The 16,345-nt window shown below is 37.1% G+C and carries 9 protein-coding genes and 2 other RNA genes; 8 read left to right on the plus strand and 3 right to left on the minus strand.

All coding sequences use genetic code 11. From position 1 onward, the window contains the following. Positions 1 to 154 precede the first annotated feature (154 nt). The gene (gene dnaK, locus GQS07_RS08840; RefSeq protein ID WP_158210473.1) at positions 155 to 2,053 is read left to right on the plus strand and encodes a molecular chaperone DnaK; all 1,899 of its coding nucleotides are present in this window, start codon (positions 155 to 157) and stop codon (positions 2,051 to 2,053) included. Between the two features lie 256 nt (positions 2,054 to 2,309). After that, a complete protein-coding gene (locus tag GQS07_RS08845) occupies positions 2,310 to 2,606 on the plus strand; it encodes a hypothetical protein (RefSeq protein ID WP_158210474.1) in 297 nt (98 codons plus the stop codon). Positions 2,607 to 2,632: 26 nt separating this feature from the next. Here GQS07_RS08845 and GQS07_RS08850 read toward each other — a convergent pair whose 3' ends face one another. Then, positions 2,633 to 3,421 carry a hypothetical protein gene (locus tag GQS07_RS08850; protein ID WP_158210475.1) on the minus strand — a complete coding sequence of 263 codons (789 nt, stop codon included), beginning with the start codon at positions 3,419 to 3,421 and terminating at the stop codon, positions 2,633 to 2,635. Positions 3,422 to 3,674: 253 nt separating this feature from the next. Continuing rightward, positions 3,675 to 4,538, minus strand: a complete 864-nt coding sequence (locus tag GQS07_RS08855) for a DUF4595 domain-containing protein (RefSeq protein WP_158210476.1) — start codon at positions 4,536 to 4,538, stop codon at positions 3,675 to 3,677. A 311-nt stretch (positions 4,539 to 4,849) separates the two neighbouring features. Here GQS07_RS08855 and GQS07_RS08860 point away from each other — a divergent pair, with 311 nt between their 5' ends. Together GQS07_RS08860 and GQS07_RS08865 are read left to right on the plus strand one after the other, a co-directional pair. Continuing rightward, positions 4,850 to 5,347 carry a DNA-deoxyinosine glycosylase gene (locus GQS07_RS08860; RefSeq protein WP_158210477.1) on the plus strand — a complete coding sequence of 166 codons (498 nt, stop codon included), beginning with the start codon at positions 4,850 to 4,852 and terminating at the stop codon, positions 5,345 to 5,347. Beyond that, positions 5,344 to 6,018, plus strand: coding sequence for a DUF2461 domain-containing protein (locus GQS07_RS08865; RefSeq protein WP_158210478.1), 675 nt, complete (start codon positions 5,344 to 5,346; stop codon positions 6,016 to 6,018). The genes GQS07_RS08860 and GQS07_RS08865 overlap by 4 nt, the downstream gene beginning before the upstream one ends. Positions 6,019 to 6,144: 126 nt before the next feature. Here GQS07_RS08865 and GQS07_RS08870 read toward each other — a convergent pair whose 3' ends face one another. Continuing rightward, entirely contained in the window at positions 6,145 to 7,242 is a 1,098-nt protein-coding gene (locus tag GQS07_RS08870; protein ID WP_158210479.1) for a glutaminyl-peptide cyclotransferase, read from the minus strand. Positions 7,243 to 7,330: 88 nt separating this feature from the next. Here GQS07_RS08870 and ffs (GQS07_RS08875) point away from each other — a divergent pair. The 4 genes from ffs (GQS07_RS08875) to GQS07_RS08890 all read left to right on the plus strand — a co-directional run bounded on the left by ffs (GQS07_RS08875) (position 7,331) and on the right by GQS07_RS08890 (position 15,973). Beyond that, positions 7,331 to 7,429: signal recognition particle sRNA small type (gene ffs, locus GQS07_RS08875), an RNA gene on the plus strand. 420 nt (positions 7,430 to 7,849) lie between these two features. Beyond that, positions 7,850 to 7,948: signal recognition particle sRNA small type (gene ffs / locus GQS07_RS08880), an RNA gene on the plus strand. Between the two features lie 659 nt (positions 7,949 to 8,607). After that, positions 8,608 to 13,683, plus strand: a complete 5,076-nt coding sequence (locus GQS07_RS08885) for a translocation/assembly module TamB domain-containing protein (protein ID WP_158210480.1) — start codon at positions 8,608 to 8,610, stop codon at positions 13,681 to 13,683. Next, positions 13,661 to 15,973 carry a BamA/TamA family outer membrane protein gene (locus GQS07_RS08890; protein WP_158210481.1) on the plus strand — a complete coding sequence of 771 codons (2,313 nt, stop codon included), beginning with the start codon at positions 13,661 to 13,663 and terminating at the stop codon, positions 15,971 to 15,973. Before GQS07_RS08885 ends, GQS07_RS08890 begins: the two co-directional genes overlap by 23 nt. Positions 15,974 to 16,345 lie beyond the last annotated feature (372 nt).

Raw genomic sequence — 16,345 nt, forward strand, 5'->3', positions numbered from 1 at the left:
TGAAAATGACAATCTGACATATTAAAATGCGAGTATTTGTCTTAAAAGGCTGAAAAGTGTCATTTTTTTGTGTTGGCACAGAGATTGTTTAATAGTAACCGAGCTTGAAGCTCAGAAATGAACAAATTGTATAAAAATAAACTATAAAGATATTATGAGTAAAATAATCGGTATTGACTTAGGAACTACAAACTCATGTGTTTCAGTAATGGAAGGTAACGAGCCAGTAGTAATCCCTAATGCAGAAGGTAAAAGAACTACACCATCAGTAGTAGCATTCGTAGAAGGTGGAGAAATTAAAGTTGGTGACCCTGCTAAACGTCAGGCGGTAACTAACCCTACAAAAACAGTTTCTTCTATTAAGAGATTTATGGGAGAAAAATTCAGTGAAATTTCTAACGAAATTAGCGCTGTTCCTTACAAAGTATTAAAAGGAGACAACGACACTGCTCGTGTAGATATCGACGGACGTTTATATACTTCTCAAGAGATTTCTGCAATGACTTTGCAAAAAATGAAAAAAACAGCTGAAGACTATTTAGGACAAGAAGTTTCTGAAGCAGTAATCACTGTACCAGCATATTTTAACGATGCACAACGTCAAGCTACTAAAGAAGCTGGGGAAATTGCAGGATTAAAAGTAAGACGTATTATTAACGAGCCTACAGCGGCTGCGTTAGCTTACGGATTAGACAAAACAGGAAAAGACCAAAAAGTTGTAGTATATGACTTAGGGGGTGGTACTTTCGATATCTCTATCCTTGAATTAGGTGATGGTGTGTTTGAAGTATTGTCTACTAATGGAGATACTCACTTAGGTGGGGATGACTTTGACAACGTAATCATCAACTGGTTAGCTGATGAGTTTAACGCTGCTGAAGGAGTTGACTTACGTAAAGATGCTATGGCATTACAACGTTTGAAAGAGGCTGCTGAGAAAGCTAAAGTTGAGTTGTCTTCTGCTACACAAACAGAGATTAACTTACCTTATGTTACGGCTACTGCTTCTGGACCTAAACACTTAGTGCAAACTTTAACAAGAGCTAAATTTGAACAATTATCTGACGATTTAGTACGTCGTTCAATGATCCCTTGTGAGAAAGCATTAAAAGACGCTGGATTATCTAAATCTGATATTGATGAAGTAATCTTAGTTGGTGGGTCTACTCGTATCCCGAGAATCCAAGAAGAAGTTGAAAAATTCTTTGGTAAAAAACCACATAAAGGTGTTAACCCAGACGAGGTTGTAGCTATTGGTGCTGCTATCCAAGGTGGGGTATTAACAGGTGATGTTAAAGACGTATTGTTATTAGACGTTACGCCACTTTCATTAGGTATTGAGACTATGGGAGGTGTATTCACTAAATTAATTGAGTCGAATACTACTATTCCTACTAAAAAATCTCAAGTATTCTCTACTGCTGCGGATAACCAACCATCGGTTGAAATCCACGTATTACAAGGAGAGAGACCAATGGCTAACGATAACAAAACTATCGGTCGTTTCCACCTTGACGGTTTACCACCAGCACAAAGAGGAGTGCCTCAAATTGAAGTAACTTTTGATATTGATGCGAATGGTATTATCAAAGTATCTGCTACTGATAAAGGAACAGGTAAATCTCACGATATCCGTATCGAGGCTTCATCTGGATTAACTGAAGAAGAAATCCAAAGAATGAAAAAAGAGGCTGAAGCTAATGCTGATGCTGATAAAAAAGCAAAAGAATCTGTTGAGAAAATCAACGAGGCTGATGCTATGATTTTCCAAACGGAAAAACAATTGAAAGAATTTGGAGATAAATTATCTGCAAACAATAAATCTAACATCGAAGGTGCTTTAGAGGAATTGAAAAAAGCTTTCGAAACAAAAGATGTTGCTACTATTCAACCTGCGTTAGACAAAATTAACGAGGCTTGGAAAGCTGCTTCTGAGGAAATGTACAAAGCGCAAGCTGAAGGACAACAAGGTGGTGCTGAACAAGCGCAACCAAACCAAGGAGGTACTGATGCTGATGGTACGCAAGATGTAGATTACGAAGAAGTTAAATAATCGGATATCCGACATTTAATTGTTATAAAGTGGAAGCCGAGTCTGTTATAGACTCGGCTTTTTTTGTTTACTTACTTTTTTGAGAGAAGGGTGTGAGCCGAATATATTGCTTATTCGGCTCAAAATACCCTATAAACATGAGCCGAATAATTAAGCTATTCGGCTCATTGTATTTTATAAAAGGACAGAAGTAATTTTTATTAGGCTGTTTTACTGAGAATTATTATTTTTATTCTGACTTTAAAATTGGTATCAAATGATGATAGCTACCGTTGTAGGGATATGGATAATGCAACTTGTACTGAGTGTGCTTTTAGACGCAAAGGGATTGCGATTGTGGAAACACGCGGTAGTTGCACTAATCTTAGTGATGTATATCTTTGTGATACCGCCTTTGTTTTATCCTGATGTATTGCCTAATGGGCCACGTTGTGGTATGCCGGATTTAGGAATATTTATGTTTTTCTTGTTAGGAGGGGGAGGGTTGACTATTGTTACTCATTTCGTTTACCTTCTAATAGCGAAGAATAAACGAAATAAGGCAACACGATAGTCTTTATATAGTTTTAGACAGGGCTTTTAGTTAAGTCCCATATTCTGACGTCTATTCACTATTTCAAGCATATATTTCTCAATGTATGGTCTTGCTTCTTCTAAAGTAGCAATTCCTGGAAATTCAATAGGTGTAGCAGAGAAATATCCTTTCAATACGCTGACAGGTTCACCGTTTCGCATAAATACAGATAAGGTATTGTCCACCTTTGGTTTGTCTCCTATTTGAATGCTGAAGTCGATTAAGCGTTGAGAACACAATTGTGCGTCACTCAATATCTCGTCTTCTGATTTTGTTGTTTTTGTAACCTCTGTAGCCAATCCTCGTACAAGAATAGTTGAGGTGTTTTCTTTTGGCAACTCTAAGAAAGGATGTCCCAGTTGTAAAGGTTTGTTTAGCAAACATTCGTCAGCCACTTCATACCAAAAACCTTTAGCGATAACTTCAATAAATTGGTCGTGAAACTGGAAAATGTAATGAGAGTAATCTGTTAGCATTTCCGTTACGTTTCCACCAAATTCGTATTCTGTACCGTAGTGTTTCTTCTCGTAGTTGTAACGCTCTCCTAACCAAGAAGAGTTGATTATTTTGTATATCCAAACGACTTCGTCTGTAGCCGATGTAATGTTTTGTCCGAAAGGTAAGTATTCTCCTCTTGAAACCTTGATCGAGTCTAACCCTTGAAAGGTTACTCTTCCAAATTTATCGTTATCAGTTTCAAAATATATTCCGCTTAGTTTATCAGCGTAAATGACAGTAGGTGTTAAAACGTATTCGGGCGAAACCGGTATATAGATTCCTATTGCAAATGACATTTGTGGTGTATTTAATAAGTGTTTTTAAGTGGGGCAAATTTACTAATAATCCTTTATCTATGTGCGTTTGAGGCTGTTTTTGTGTATGTGGTTTGTAATGTGTTGTTTCATAGCTTACTGCTGTTTAAGACTTGAACAATAAACTCTTTTTAAGTATAATTTTACGTCTGTAAATGAGCAAAATAAGTTGTGATAACTAAAAAAAGTCCAACTAAATGTAGTTGGACTTTGCTTATGGTAAACTGAAATACGCTTAGTATTTGATGTCAAATGTGGTTGTTTCAGTTACGTTTTCATCTTTGTGGAATATTGTTCTGACCACTTGAGATACAGCTCCTTTTTCATTTAACTGATACGTATAAGAGAATCTTCTACGAGATGTTTCATATTGCTGTAATAAGTTAGGTGCTTTTACACCTAATAATCCCTGAATAGCAGCGTATCTTGGGTTAATGAAGTTAGGGTAACCTGCAATAAGTACGTTTAAATCAATATTGCTATTGTTTAAAACATCCGATCTTCTATAAGAATCTGATATATGTGTACGCCCTTTTGTTTTTAAAGGATTTCCTTCTTCCCAAATATACTCTTCAATATCGTGATTAAGGTCACTTGTATTTTCAATTTTTACAAGTTGGTTTAGCTCGTTGTATGAGAAGTCGTAACGTCTGTTCGTATCCTCTGTATCAGCTAAAGTTACCTTTAATGAGATGGCTTTTTTCTCATTTGGGGCTAAAGTAAACTCATACACATCTTCTCCTTTAATTCCTTTTTGTGATACAAAAGCAGTTGCCTTTCCGTTGCTGTACACATAGCGAATATCCTCAGCACCAAAAGAAGGGCTTGTTTTTAATCCACTTACAGTGTTTAATGTATTGTCAGCATTGTAAGTGAAAACAGTTTTTGAAGTTGTTACCTTTCCTGCTTTGTTATTGGTAATTTGAATTTCTCTTACCAAGTCAACTTGTTGTGTTTTTGTAGGAGGAGCGATAGGTGCAGATATAGGTGCTCCTTTGTGTGGCTCTGGGTTTACGATGTTGTTATCATCTCCTTTACTACAGCTTCCTAAGGTTAATAACATTGTCAAACCAAAGAAAAATAATTGTTTTTTAATCATAGCGTAAATATTAAGTTTTTGTTTTGTTATTATGTTGATTTGTACTTTTAATAGATGTTATTGTGCTATATGTTGGCTTTTTGTCTATTAAAGCGTGTTTTATTTTTATTTTGCGCAAAATTATTTATTTCTCTTTTTAGTTATAAAAAACACTATGAAAATTATAAAAATTTTAACTCATCGTGTTGATTGATAGTTTGTTCGTTGTTTTGTGTTGCCAATGTTTTACGTAGTTTGTCTTATTTTGGCATATTATTTCTAAGATGTGTTTTTTTTGGGGACTATTTCAGAAAACACCTATCTTTATCGGTATGAAGAATGAAATGCGTATTGCTTCTTTTGAACCGTTGATAGGTGATAATGCCACTGTTCTTGTGCTTGGAACGATGCCCAGTGTGAAGTCGTTAGAGGGACAAGAGTATTACGGCAATAGACAAAATGCCTTTTGGCCTATCTTATTTGGGGTGTTTGAAGAAGAAATGACTACTGATTACGAGCTAAAGAAGGAATTGTTAAGACGACACGGGATTGCGTTGTGGGACGTTTTGCAGTCGTGTGAACGGGAAGGGAGCTTAGATAGTAAGATCAAAGGAGAGGTGCCTAATGATATTGTGGGCTTGCTAAAAGCGTATCCTACAATTAAAACCATTGTGTTCTCCAGTCAAAAGGCAGCACAGTATTTCAAAAAGTACATTGGTACCATAGAAGGTATTACCTTTGTAACAATGCCATCGCCCAGCGGGGCTAATGCAAGGATGAGCTTGCAAGACAAATTAAATCATTGGAAAACACTTAAATCATTTATATGAAGTCGCTACAGAAAGAACACTTAGATTTTTTGGTAACGCTTAGTCAGAATAACAACAAGCCTTGGTTTGCAGACAATAAACCGTATTTCGACAAGCTATTTGCAGAGGTGAAAGACTTCTTTAAAGAGGTGTATGAAACGATGCAACAGCACGATGGGGTGGATTTGTTTCACGTACATCGCATTTATAGAGATGTGCGTTTTGCTAAGGATAAAACACCTTATAAAACGTATTTCGGTTTACACTTAGGACGTAATAAACCGTTGTTAAGAGGAGGGTATTACATCAATATTGAGCCTGGAAAGAGTTTTGTTGGTGGTGGTTTTTGGGAACCTAATAAAGAGGACTTATTGCGTATTCGAAAGGAGATTGAAATGGATGATAGTGAGTTGCGCGATATTATTAAAGACAAGCGTTTTCAAGCGTATTTTGGCGATTTAGTAGGTGAAGAATTGAAAACTTGTCCTAAGGGATTTGACAAAGAGCATCCTGCCATTGACTTATTGCGCAAGAAGCAGTTTTTGGTTATGCGTTCCTTTACAGATAAAGAGATATTAAAACCAGGTTTTGCGGATGAAGTGATTAAAACGTTTGAGGCAATGCGTCCATTTTTTGACTATATGTCGGATGTGCTAACCACTGATGTAAACGGGGTTAGCTTGTATGAATAGGGGATTGTACGCCTGATGCCAACTGTGCTAATTTTGATTATTAGCAACAATAACTCAAGTATAAAAGAGCAAAAAAAAGCCTCAATAACAAATCGTGTTATTGAGGCTTTTTATATAGGAAATAATCTATTTAATGATTTCTATTTCAAACATCTTATCCCAGTTTTTACCTGTTAAGAAGAATGTTTTTGTTTGCGGATTATAAGCTATTCCGTTTAAAACATCGCGGTCTTGGTGATACGTTGTCTTGTCTAATAATTCTTTCACATCAACAATCGCTTCTACTGCTCCCGTTTTTGGGTTGATAATAGCAACTGCGTTTTGACCGTAAACATTTGCGTAGATTTTACCATCTACCCATTCTAATTCGTTTACTCCTTGTACAGCCGTTCTGTTAATGTAAACTTTGATTTGGTCAACCTCTGTAAATGTTTCTGGGTCCACTTTATAAATCGTTTCATCACCACCCGTCATATATAAATGCGTACCGTCATTTGTCAATCCCCAACCTTCCATATTCTTGAAGTAAGGCAATGTTTTTATTTTCTCCAATGTTTCAGGATTATACACATAAGCCTCCTTGTTTTGGTAAGTCAGTTGGTACAGTTTATCGTTTAAAATAGTACACCCTTCACCAAAGATCTCCATTGGCAACTTGTGTATTTTTGTTACTTGTCCTGTTTTATAATCAACGTGGCGAACACTTGACACACCTTTTTTACCAGTACCTTGGTAGTTGATAGCCGTTCCACCACCTTCACCATTACCAGTACTTTCGATCATTGTACCCTTGTAAAATTCCAACCCTTGTGTGTAAGCTTCTTGATCGTGCGGATAGGTATTTACTATTCTGTATGAATAAGCAACCGGCGTAACAGGAGAAGTTACCTCAATCTTAGTAGTCACCTCTTTTTGTTGTCCGTCAGCATATGCTATTCCTTTGATGATTGTTTCGCCCAATTTCTCGTTTGCTAAGTTGTAATTCAGCACCTCATTATTCTTTGCAGTAGCTATTTTTTTGTCGTTTAAATAGTAAGCAACAGAATCAATTTCGGCGTTATCAGTTGTTTTTAATGACAATTTTAGGTCTTCATTTCCTGCATAAAGTTGTTTTAAATGCGTCGTATCAATAGAAAAAACATTTTTCTCTAAATTTTTATTGTTCGAACAGCTCATTAAAACAAAGCCTAAGGCTATGGGAAATAGAATATTATAATTTTTCATCCGTCTTTTTAATTTTAATACAATATACAAATCTTATCGGAAAAGTAGAAAAGACTTGTAGAAATATAAAATGGTTGTATATTTGCAGTGGCAAGTCCTACGCGACCAGCTCCTGCAGACTCCTCCAGGGTGGGAACGCAGCAAAGGTATGTGGTTGTAGCGGTGCGACGTAGGTAGCTTGCCATTTTTTTATTATCTCAGTTAATCTCCATTAGGGAGATTTTTTTGTTTATACCCCTTTCCATTTGATAACGGAAATATGTTATCTTGTTTTCTTTCTTAAAAAAACATTCACTACTTTTTATTGTTTGATAGTCTTACGGTTTTTAGCGTATTACTTTATTGGCTTTTTCAAAAAAGGGCAATTAGCGAACTTTTTAGGAGTATATTCCAATAGAACATAAGGTAGTTTTTAATGATAAACGATTGTTTTTAGTCTTGCCACTTGGCGTATTTATTACCAAATACGGGCTTTTTTGACTATATTATCTACAATCCAATATTTTTTTTAACCCTTGATTTTATTGAGGTAGAGGGACTTAGTTTTTTATTTGTAGGATATTTTCAATTTTGTTTTCATTACTCCAAAATGGTTGTATATTTGCAGTGGCAAGTCCTACGCGACCAGCTCCTGCAGACTCCTCCAGGGTGGGAACGCAGCAAAGGTATGTGGTTGTAGCGGTGCGACGTAGGTAGCTTGCCATTTTTTTATTATATCAGTTAATCTCCATTAGGGAGATTTTTTTGTTTTTACCCCTTTCCATTTGTGCTTATAACCGCAAAACTCTACTATTCTTTTTAGCGTTACTTCTACTATAAAACAACCTCTTTTTATGAGGTTAAACAGGTCTTAAAGCCTTATAAATACAGGGTTGTTTGACTCATATCCCACATTGCTACCACATTACTACCACACACCTTCGAGAAAAAGGCGTTTTTCCGAACTAATCTGGTACTTGTGTGGTAGATGTCTCGAACATAGTCCGTTTAAAACTCGGCATAAAGGTGTTTAAGGTTTCAAGCGCATTCCAAAGTGTTATTTTTCAAATCTTCGGGTATTTCAATTTTATTTATTATTTCCTCATTAAGGAGATAGATCATTAGTGAACTAAAATTAGTACTAACATCACGATAACAATGTTGTCTTGCTTAGTTTAATCGAGATATGTGTTAATTTGTATTACTTGTTATGTCTTTAAATGGTTGTAGTTTATTCTCAAATAGTGATTTTTACTGTGCGAATTATAAGACGTTGTGCTTGTTCGTTTTTCATTGCTAAAAAAAAGGAGAATTATTTTAATTTAAACAGCGATAAACACTATAAATGGGATGGTTTTTGTTATTTTTGATGTTAAAAAATAAACGTTGGGGAAATTATCTATAAAAATTGGGAAAATCATAGGGTGGATATTCGTGTCTGTCCTTGTTTTACTGCTATTAGTCATTGTTGCCATTCAAGTTCCTTATGTTCAAAATAAGGTGAAGGATGTTGCCATTACTTTTGTGCAAGATAAGATTGGTACGCCTGTGCACTTAGATCGCATTGAAATTGCTTTCCCTAAGAAAATTGTTGTGAAAGGACTTTACTTAGAGTCGCAACAAAAAGACACGTTACTATACACAAATTATTTGGGGGTTGATATTAGTTTGTTTAAGCTAATCTCAAGCACTGTTGATGTGAGTAAGGTGGAGTTAGATGATTTTAAAGCGAATATTACCCGCGATAGCTTAGGAAAGTTCAACTTTGATTATATTATTGATGCTTTTGCTTCTGAAGACGATAAGGAGGAGGAAGAGAGTGGGTCAATGAAAATTGAGGTGGGAGAAATCAACCTGAGCAAAGTACAATTGAGTTTTCATGATGAGTATGACGGACATCATTTGAAGTTTGGGTTAAACAAATTCATTACGCGTTTTAAACAATTCGATTTAGACGAGATGAAGTTTGCTTTGCCTAAGATTGCTATCGATGGAGTGGACGTTGATTATAAGAAATTACCTGCTTCTTTGGCAAGTATCGAAAAGGCAAATGAGGTGGTGATCGCTGAGGCGAGTGAGGATACGCCTACTGCTTTACCTACGCTTAATTTGGGTACAATTACCTTGAGTAACAGTAAGGTTTTATTTGATGATGCAGACAATAAAATGTATGCTAAATTAACTCTTGGCGAGTTCTTAGCGAGTTTTGACGGTCTTGATTTGGTTAATCAACAGATAGATATCAACGAGATAAAACTGGACGATACAACGGGTGTTGTTCGTTTGTTGCCTAATAAAGAGGCTAAAACTGCTGAAAAGAAAGAGGACACTACTACTGCTGAACCTGCTGCTGAGGAGGTGAAAACAGAGGAGGTGCCTTGGAAATTGGGTATTAAGGAATTAGCGTTGAACAAGATTAACGTGAAATATGACGATTCAAACGTGAAACCAGTGGCGTTTGGTTTAGACCCTAACCACATTGAAATTACGGATTTGAACTTCAAGTTGAAAGACTTCCAGTTTTCTTCGACGAATATCGTGGGTAACTTAGAACGCTTTTCTTTTAATGAGCAAAGTGGACTAAAATTAGACAATTTTAAGACGTATTTCTTGTATGGTGAACAAACGGCTTTTATTAAAGATTTTGTTCTTGAAACGCCTAATACACACATAAAGTCAAATATTATTTTAAACTATGTTGATGTTAATAAATTAGTGGATGATATTGCTAATATGTCGATTGACGCTACTATTGAGGATTCTCATTTAGGATTACAAGACGTGTATTTAGCAATGCCTACTGTTTTTGACGAGGCTGGTTTGAAGGGAATGAACAACAAGACGTTTACGTTTGATGCAAAGGTAAAAGGGGTGGTTGACGACCTAACGATTGATAAATTAATGGTTACTGGTTTGCAATCTACTGTGCTTAATGTGCAAGGGGGAATTAAAGGATTACCGGTTCCGGAAAAGACAATCGTTGATTTAAAAATAAACAAAGTACAAACATCGGCTAAGGATATTATGGGGGTGGCGCCTAAAGGTGTGGTTCCTGATAATATTCAGATTCCTGCTCATATGACTTTAAACGGTTTTGTGAAAGGGGGGATGCAGGCTATTCAAACCCAATTGGCGTTGAAAACAACGGCTGGTAATGTGGATTTGAAGGCTTCTTTAGACCAACGTAGAAAAGGAAAAGAGAAGTATTCGCTATTAGCGGATGTGAAGGAGTTGCAAGTGGGTAGTTTGATTAAAAACGATTCTATTGGCAACTTAACAATGCGTATTCAGGCGGATGGAACGAGCTTTGAACCTACTTCTGCTAATGCTACTGCGGTGATTGATGTGGCTAAAGCGGAGTTTAATGGGTATACGTACAACAATCTTAAAGTGGATGGTGCGGTTGAAAACGGAAAGTACAAGGTTACTTCTGTGAACAATGATCCGAACCTGACTTTTGACTTGCAAGCGGATGGGGTGTGGACAGAGCAAGGGATTAGCTTGAATATGTTGGGTGATTTTAAACATATCGACTTACATAAGTTACATATCGAAGATAAACCTGCCGTGTTCTCTGCGGTGGTGGATGCGAAGATGAATAACGTAATGCCTGATGATTTAGACGGACAATTGCGTTTGAAAGACGTGAACTTTATTTCTGCAGAACGCGCGTATTCGCTATTGCCAATTGAGCTGACAGCAACGGCTAAGGAGGCGTATAGAGAGATGAACTTGACTTCTCAGTTGATTGATTTCAACATCAAAGGGGAGTATAAGTTGACGGAATTAGGTGATAAGATTGGAAAGACAATTGCGCATTATTTTGATAGTGATGGCGAGGTAGAAAAACCGGCTAAGGAAGGGGAACATAAAGCCGATAACCAACATTTTACGTACACGATTAACGTAAAGGATAATCCGATTATTCACAAGATAGTTCCTGAGTTAACGGATATTAAACCGATTGCGTTTAGTGGAAAATACGATGCTGATTCAAACTATATTAGTTTAACAGGGAATATTCCGCTTTTGAAATATGGCGATAATGAGATTACAAATATTAGTGTTGATGTAAAACCATATTATACTGCATTGGGGTATAGCTTTAGTGTAGAGCGAATTGCCAATGCGAGTATTGGGTTGAGACGCTTGAATTTGAAAGGGGCAGTACAGGATAACAAATTGGCGTATGACTTGAACTTGAAAGATAGTGCGGGTGCGTTGTGTTATGTTATTTCGGGTGAACTGGCAATGGATGAAAAGGATATGGTTATGAAGTTGTATCCGAATGGGTTTATGCTTGATTACGCAAAATGGGATGTTAATCCAGATAACCGTTTTGTGATTAAACCGGAAGGGTTCTATGTGAAGGATTTTGTATTGACACAAGGGAAAAGTGCTCTTGTCATCGAATCAGAACAAGAGAAAGTGAATAGTCCGCTTAGCATCAAGTTTAAAGAGTTTAGCATTGAAACGCTGACTAAAATGGTGAAGAAAGACGTGCTATTGGCAAGTGGTTTCATCAACGGTGAGGTGAATTTGAAAGACTTGACAACGGATATGCGATTTGTATCTGATATTGATATTCGCGATTTACACGCAATGGAGATTGCAATGGGGAATTTACACGTTGGTGTGAAAAATGAAAGTGCGAGCAAGTTCTTAGCAGATGTAGTTTTAGAAGGAGGCGACAATAGAATTGAGTTAGACGGATGGGCAGATGCAGATACCAAAGAGATGAGTTTAGACATTGATTTGGCTAAGCTTCAAATGGATGCTTTTGAGTATTTTGCAAAGGAACATATTTCAAATGCTGAAGGGTATTTTAACGGGAAACTGAATGTGGGTGGTAAGTTTGATGATCCTCGTGTTTTAGGGGCATTGAACTTCAATAACATTGGGTTACACGTGAATGACTTGAATGCGGATTTTAAAAATATTAATGAAAAGATATCGTTTACAAATAGGGGTATTGAGCTGGATAAGTTTAGTATCACAGATGTGGATGGTAACTTATTAGTGATCGATGGTCAGATATTGACTAAGGCGTACCAAGACTTTAAGTTTAATTTGTTGATTACAGCGTTAGACTTTAAAGCGGTTAATTCAACCGTGAAGGACAATGATATGTACTACGGAACATTGGTGTTTGATACGCGTATTTCGATTCAAGGTGATTTGAATAAACCTGTGGTTACAGGGGGAATTGAGATTGGTAAAAAGACCGACTTTACGTTTGTAATGCCACAAGAGGATCCGAGTATTGCGGATAGAGAGGGAATCGTAGAGTTTGTTGATCAAGAGAGTTTGCAAGTGGCAGAGATGAAGAAGTACGAGGATGATTTTAACAACTCTGCTTTGAAAGGATTGGATGTTTCTTTGGCGATTAAAGTTGACAAAGATGCGGCTTTTACAATGGTGATGGATAAGTCAAGTGGAGATAAGATATTGCTGAAAGGAAATGCTGACTTAGTTGGAGGGATTGACCCGTCTGGTAAGGTAACATTGGCTGGTAGATACGAGTTCTCTGAGGGAGCGTACGACTTGTCGTTTAATATGCTAAAACGTCGTTTTGAGGTTGAAAAGGGTAGTTATATTATTTGGGCAGGTGATCCTACTGATGCTACGTTGAACTTAACGGCGATTTACGAAACAAGTACAGCGCCTATGGACTTGTTAGGAGGACAGTTAAGTGGTCTTTCGCCAACGCAACAGAATATGTACAAACAGCGTATTCCGTTCCAGGCTCTTTTGAAAATGGAAGGGGAGTTGTTGAAACCAGAGATATCGTTTGACTTGCGCTTGAAAGAGGGCATTACAAGTGTTTCTGGTGATGTGATTAACAACACAAAAACCAAGTTAGAACAGTTGAGAACGAATGAGTCTGAAATGAACAAGCAGGTGTTTGCCTTGTTGTTGTTAAACAGATTTATTGGTGAGAATCCGTTTGAAAGTAGCGCGGGTGGAATGACAGCAGGGGCTATGGCACGTCAGAGTGTGAGTAGATTGCTTTCAGATCAATTGAACAACTTGGCGAGTAATCTTATTTCTGGAGTGGAGCTAAACTTTAACTTGGAGTCAAGTGAGGATTTCTCATCTGGAAATAGAGAGAATAGAACGGATTTAAACGTGGCAGTTTCTAAGCGTTTGTTCTCGGATCGACTTAAAGTAACGGTTGGAAGTAGTTTTGAGGTTGAAGGAAACCAACGCCAGAATGAACAGGCAAATAATATTGCTGGGGATATTGAGTTAGAGTATGCGTTGTCTAAAGATGGGCGTTACCTAATGCGTGTGTACCGCAAAAATAGATATGAGGTTGCCTTACAAGGGCAGATTGTAGAAACAGGGGTAGGATTTATTATAACGATGAGTTACGAGAAGTTTAAAGAGCTATTTGAAAATTCAAGAGATAAAAGACAATTAAAAAAACGACTGAGAGATGAAGTTAAAGATGAAAAGTAGGTTTACACATATTTTAGTAGGTGGTGTTGTTTTTGCTTTTTTGTTTTCTTGTAGTGCAACACGTCATTTAAAAGAGGACGAATATTTATATACAGGGGGAAAGATTATCATAGAGAGTGATAGCTTAAGCAAGAGTCAGAAGTCGGAAATGGCAGATGGCTTGCAGGGCCTATTACGCCCTATTCCCAATTCGTCTTTTTTAGGAATGCATCCAAAGTTGTTTTTCTACAATTTAGGGGGTAACCCAGATAAGACTAATAAATTGAGACGATGGTTGAGAAACAAAATGGGGCAACCGCCTGTGTTGATTGACCAAGTAGATATGGACCAAAACCGCGCTATTTTATCGAATAGGTTAGAGAATCAAGGGTATTTCAACGTTGAGGTATCGTCTGACTCTGTGGTTGTCTCTGAAAAGAAAAGACGTGTAGATTATACGATTGTGCCTAAACAACAGTACAAAATACACGAGTTTACTTTTGCACAAGACTCGACTGAATTAAACAAATGGCTGACTAAGGCAATGCGTTTTACGCGTTTAAGAAAGGGGAGAGCATACGATTTAAACAATATCAAGGATGAACGTGTTCGCTTTGACAATTACCTAAAGAATAAAGGGTACTACTTTTTTAGTCCAGACCACCTGTTGGTTCAAGTGGATAGTACGGTTGGAAAACACGAGGTGGACTTGCGTTTGAGAGTAAAAGAGGCAACGCCAAAGTTGGCATTGGAACCATACACCATAGATAAGATTTTTATTTTTTCTGATTATACGCTGGAGGACAAGAATATTAAGGAGCAATTAGAAACGGCTAAGGAGTACAAAGACTTCTTGATCGTGGATCCGAAAGAAAAGTTTAAGCCTTCTATTTTTGACCATACCATTCACTTAGAAAATGGGGAGACGTATAATAGAAATGACCACAATTTATCGCTAAACCGATTGGTGAGTTTAGGGGTGTTTAAATTTGTAAAGAATCAGTTTGAGATTTCAGATACGCTAAACCACAAGTTGAATGCTTACTACTTCTTAACACCAGACAAACCTAAGGCTATCCGCCTTGAGTTGCTTGGAAAGACAAACTCAGCAAGTTATAACGGTGCGGAGCTTAACTTGAATTGGAGCAATAAAAACTTCTTTAGAGGTGCTGAGGTGTTTTCAGTTTCTGCTTACGGTGGAGCGGACTTTCAAATGTCGTCTACAAACAAAGGTTACAATGTTTACAAGGCGGGGTTAGAAGCGAGTTTAACGTGGCCTAAGATTATAGCACCGTGGGAATTTAAATCGGCAAGTGCGTATATCCCAAAAACAAGAGCTGTATTAGGTGGGGAGTATTTACATAGAACACAATTATACTCATTGAAGTCGTTTAAGGCATCGTGGGGATATTTGTGGAAAGAGAATGCTTACAAAGAACACCAGTTTAACGTGATTGAGGCGAATTATGTAAGCCCGGGTGATGTTACTGATCTATATAAAGAATACGCAGAGGGTAATCCTTCCTTGCAGCGTATTTTAGACAAGCAGTTGACATTTGGTCCTACTTATTCTTACACGTTTACCAATACAGCACGCCAGTTTAAAAAGCATACGTTCTACTATAAAGGATCGGTGGACTTATCAGGAAATATCACAGGATTACTGATGGGGGCAAATGTAGATAAAGACAAAGAAAAAAGCGTATTAGGGGTTCCGTTTAGTCAGTATGTGAAAACAGAACACGACTTTAGACATTATTTGAGGTTGAGTAGAACATCTCAATTAGTGAGTAGAGTGCACGCTGGAATTGGTGTAGCGTACGGAAATTCAAAGAATATGCCTTATACCAAGCAGTTTTTTGTGGGAGGGTCTAACAGTATTAGAGCCTTTAGAGCAAGAACTCTTGGACCAGGTAACTTTGATCCAAATACAACAAATAGCAAGTTTATTCCAGACCAATCAGGAGATATGTTGCTTGAGATGAACTTAGAATATAGAAAGAAATTGTTTAGCATTGTACACGGAGCACTATTTGTAGATGCGGGTAACATATGGAATTTAAACGATGTGTCTGACAGACCAGGAGGTAAGTTTAGTGGTAATTTCATTCACGATTTTGCCGTAGGCGCAGGAGCAGGTTTGAGATTTGACGTTACTTTTTTGGTATTGCGACTTGACTTTGCTTTCCCATTGCGTATCCCTTACAATAAGTCAGGTGAGCGTTGGGTTGTTGACGATATACGATTTGGAGATAGCCAATGGCGAAAAGATAACCTGATGTTTAACTTCGCAATTGGGTATCCATTCTAACAAGTGTGGAAACATTACACAATATAATCCCCCGTTTTCTGTGGAAAGCTGGGGATTGCTTTTTTGTGGAATATCGTAAGTTGTTGATAATTAATAAAATAATTGAATAAGGTGATAGAATGAGAAAAATGGCACAATATTTACTATTATAATTAACGTAAGGTGTTATTAAAAAATGAAGATTAGCAATAATCTTCGGCTTTGAAAAAGAAAATAAAGTGTTTGTTTAAAAAATTATGTTATCGAAAGGTAACAGGTTAGATCGTTAGTAAGGTGAAGAAGAGAAATCTTCTGGTAAATAGGGAGCTTAGGCTCCCTTTTACTGTTTATATAGGTAAAAGTGATGAAGCAGTTGGTTTGTGAGTAATAAAA

Origin of the sequence: Myroides phaeus, from assembly GCF_009799805.1 — a bacterium.
Classification (GTDB): domain Bacteria; phylum Bacteroidota; class Bacteroidia; order Flavobacteriales; family Flavobacteriaceae; genus Flavobacterium; species Flavobacterium phaeum_A.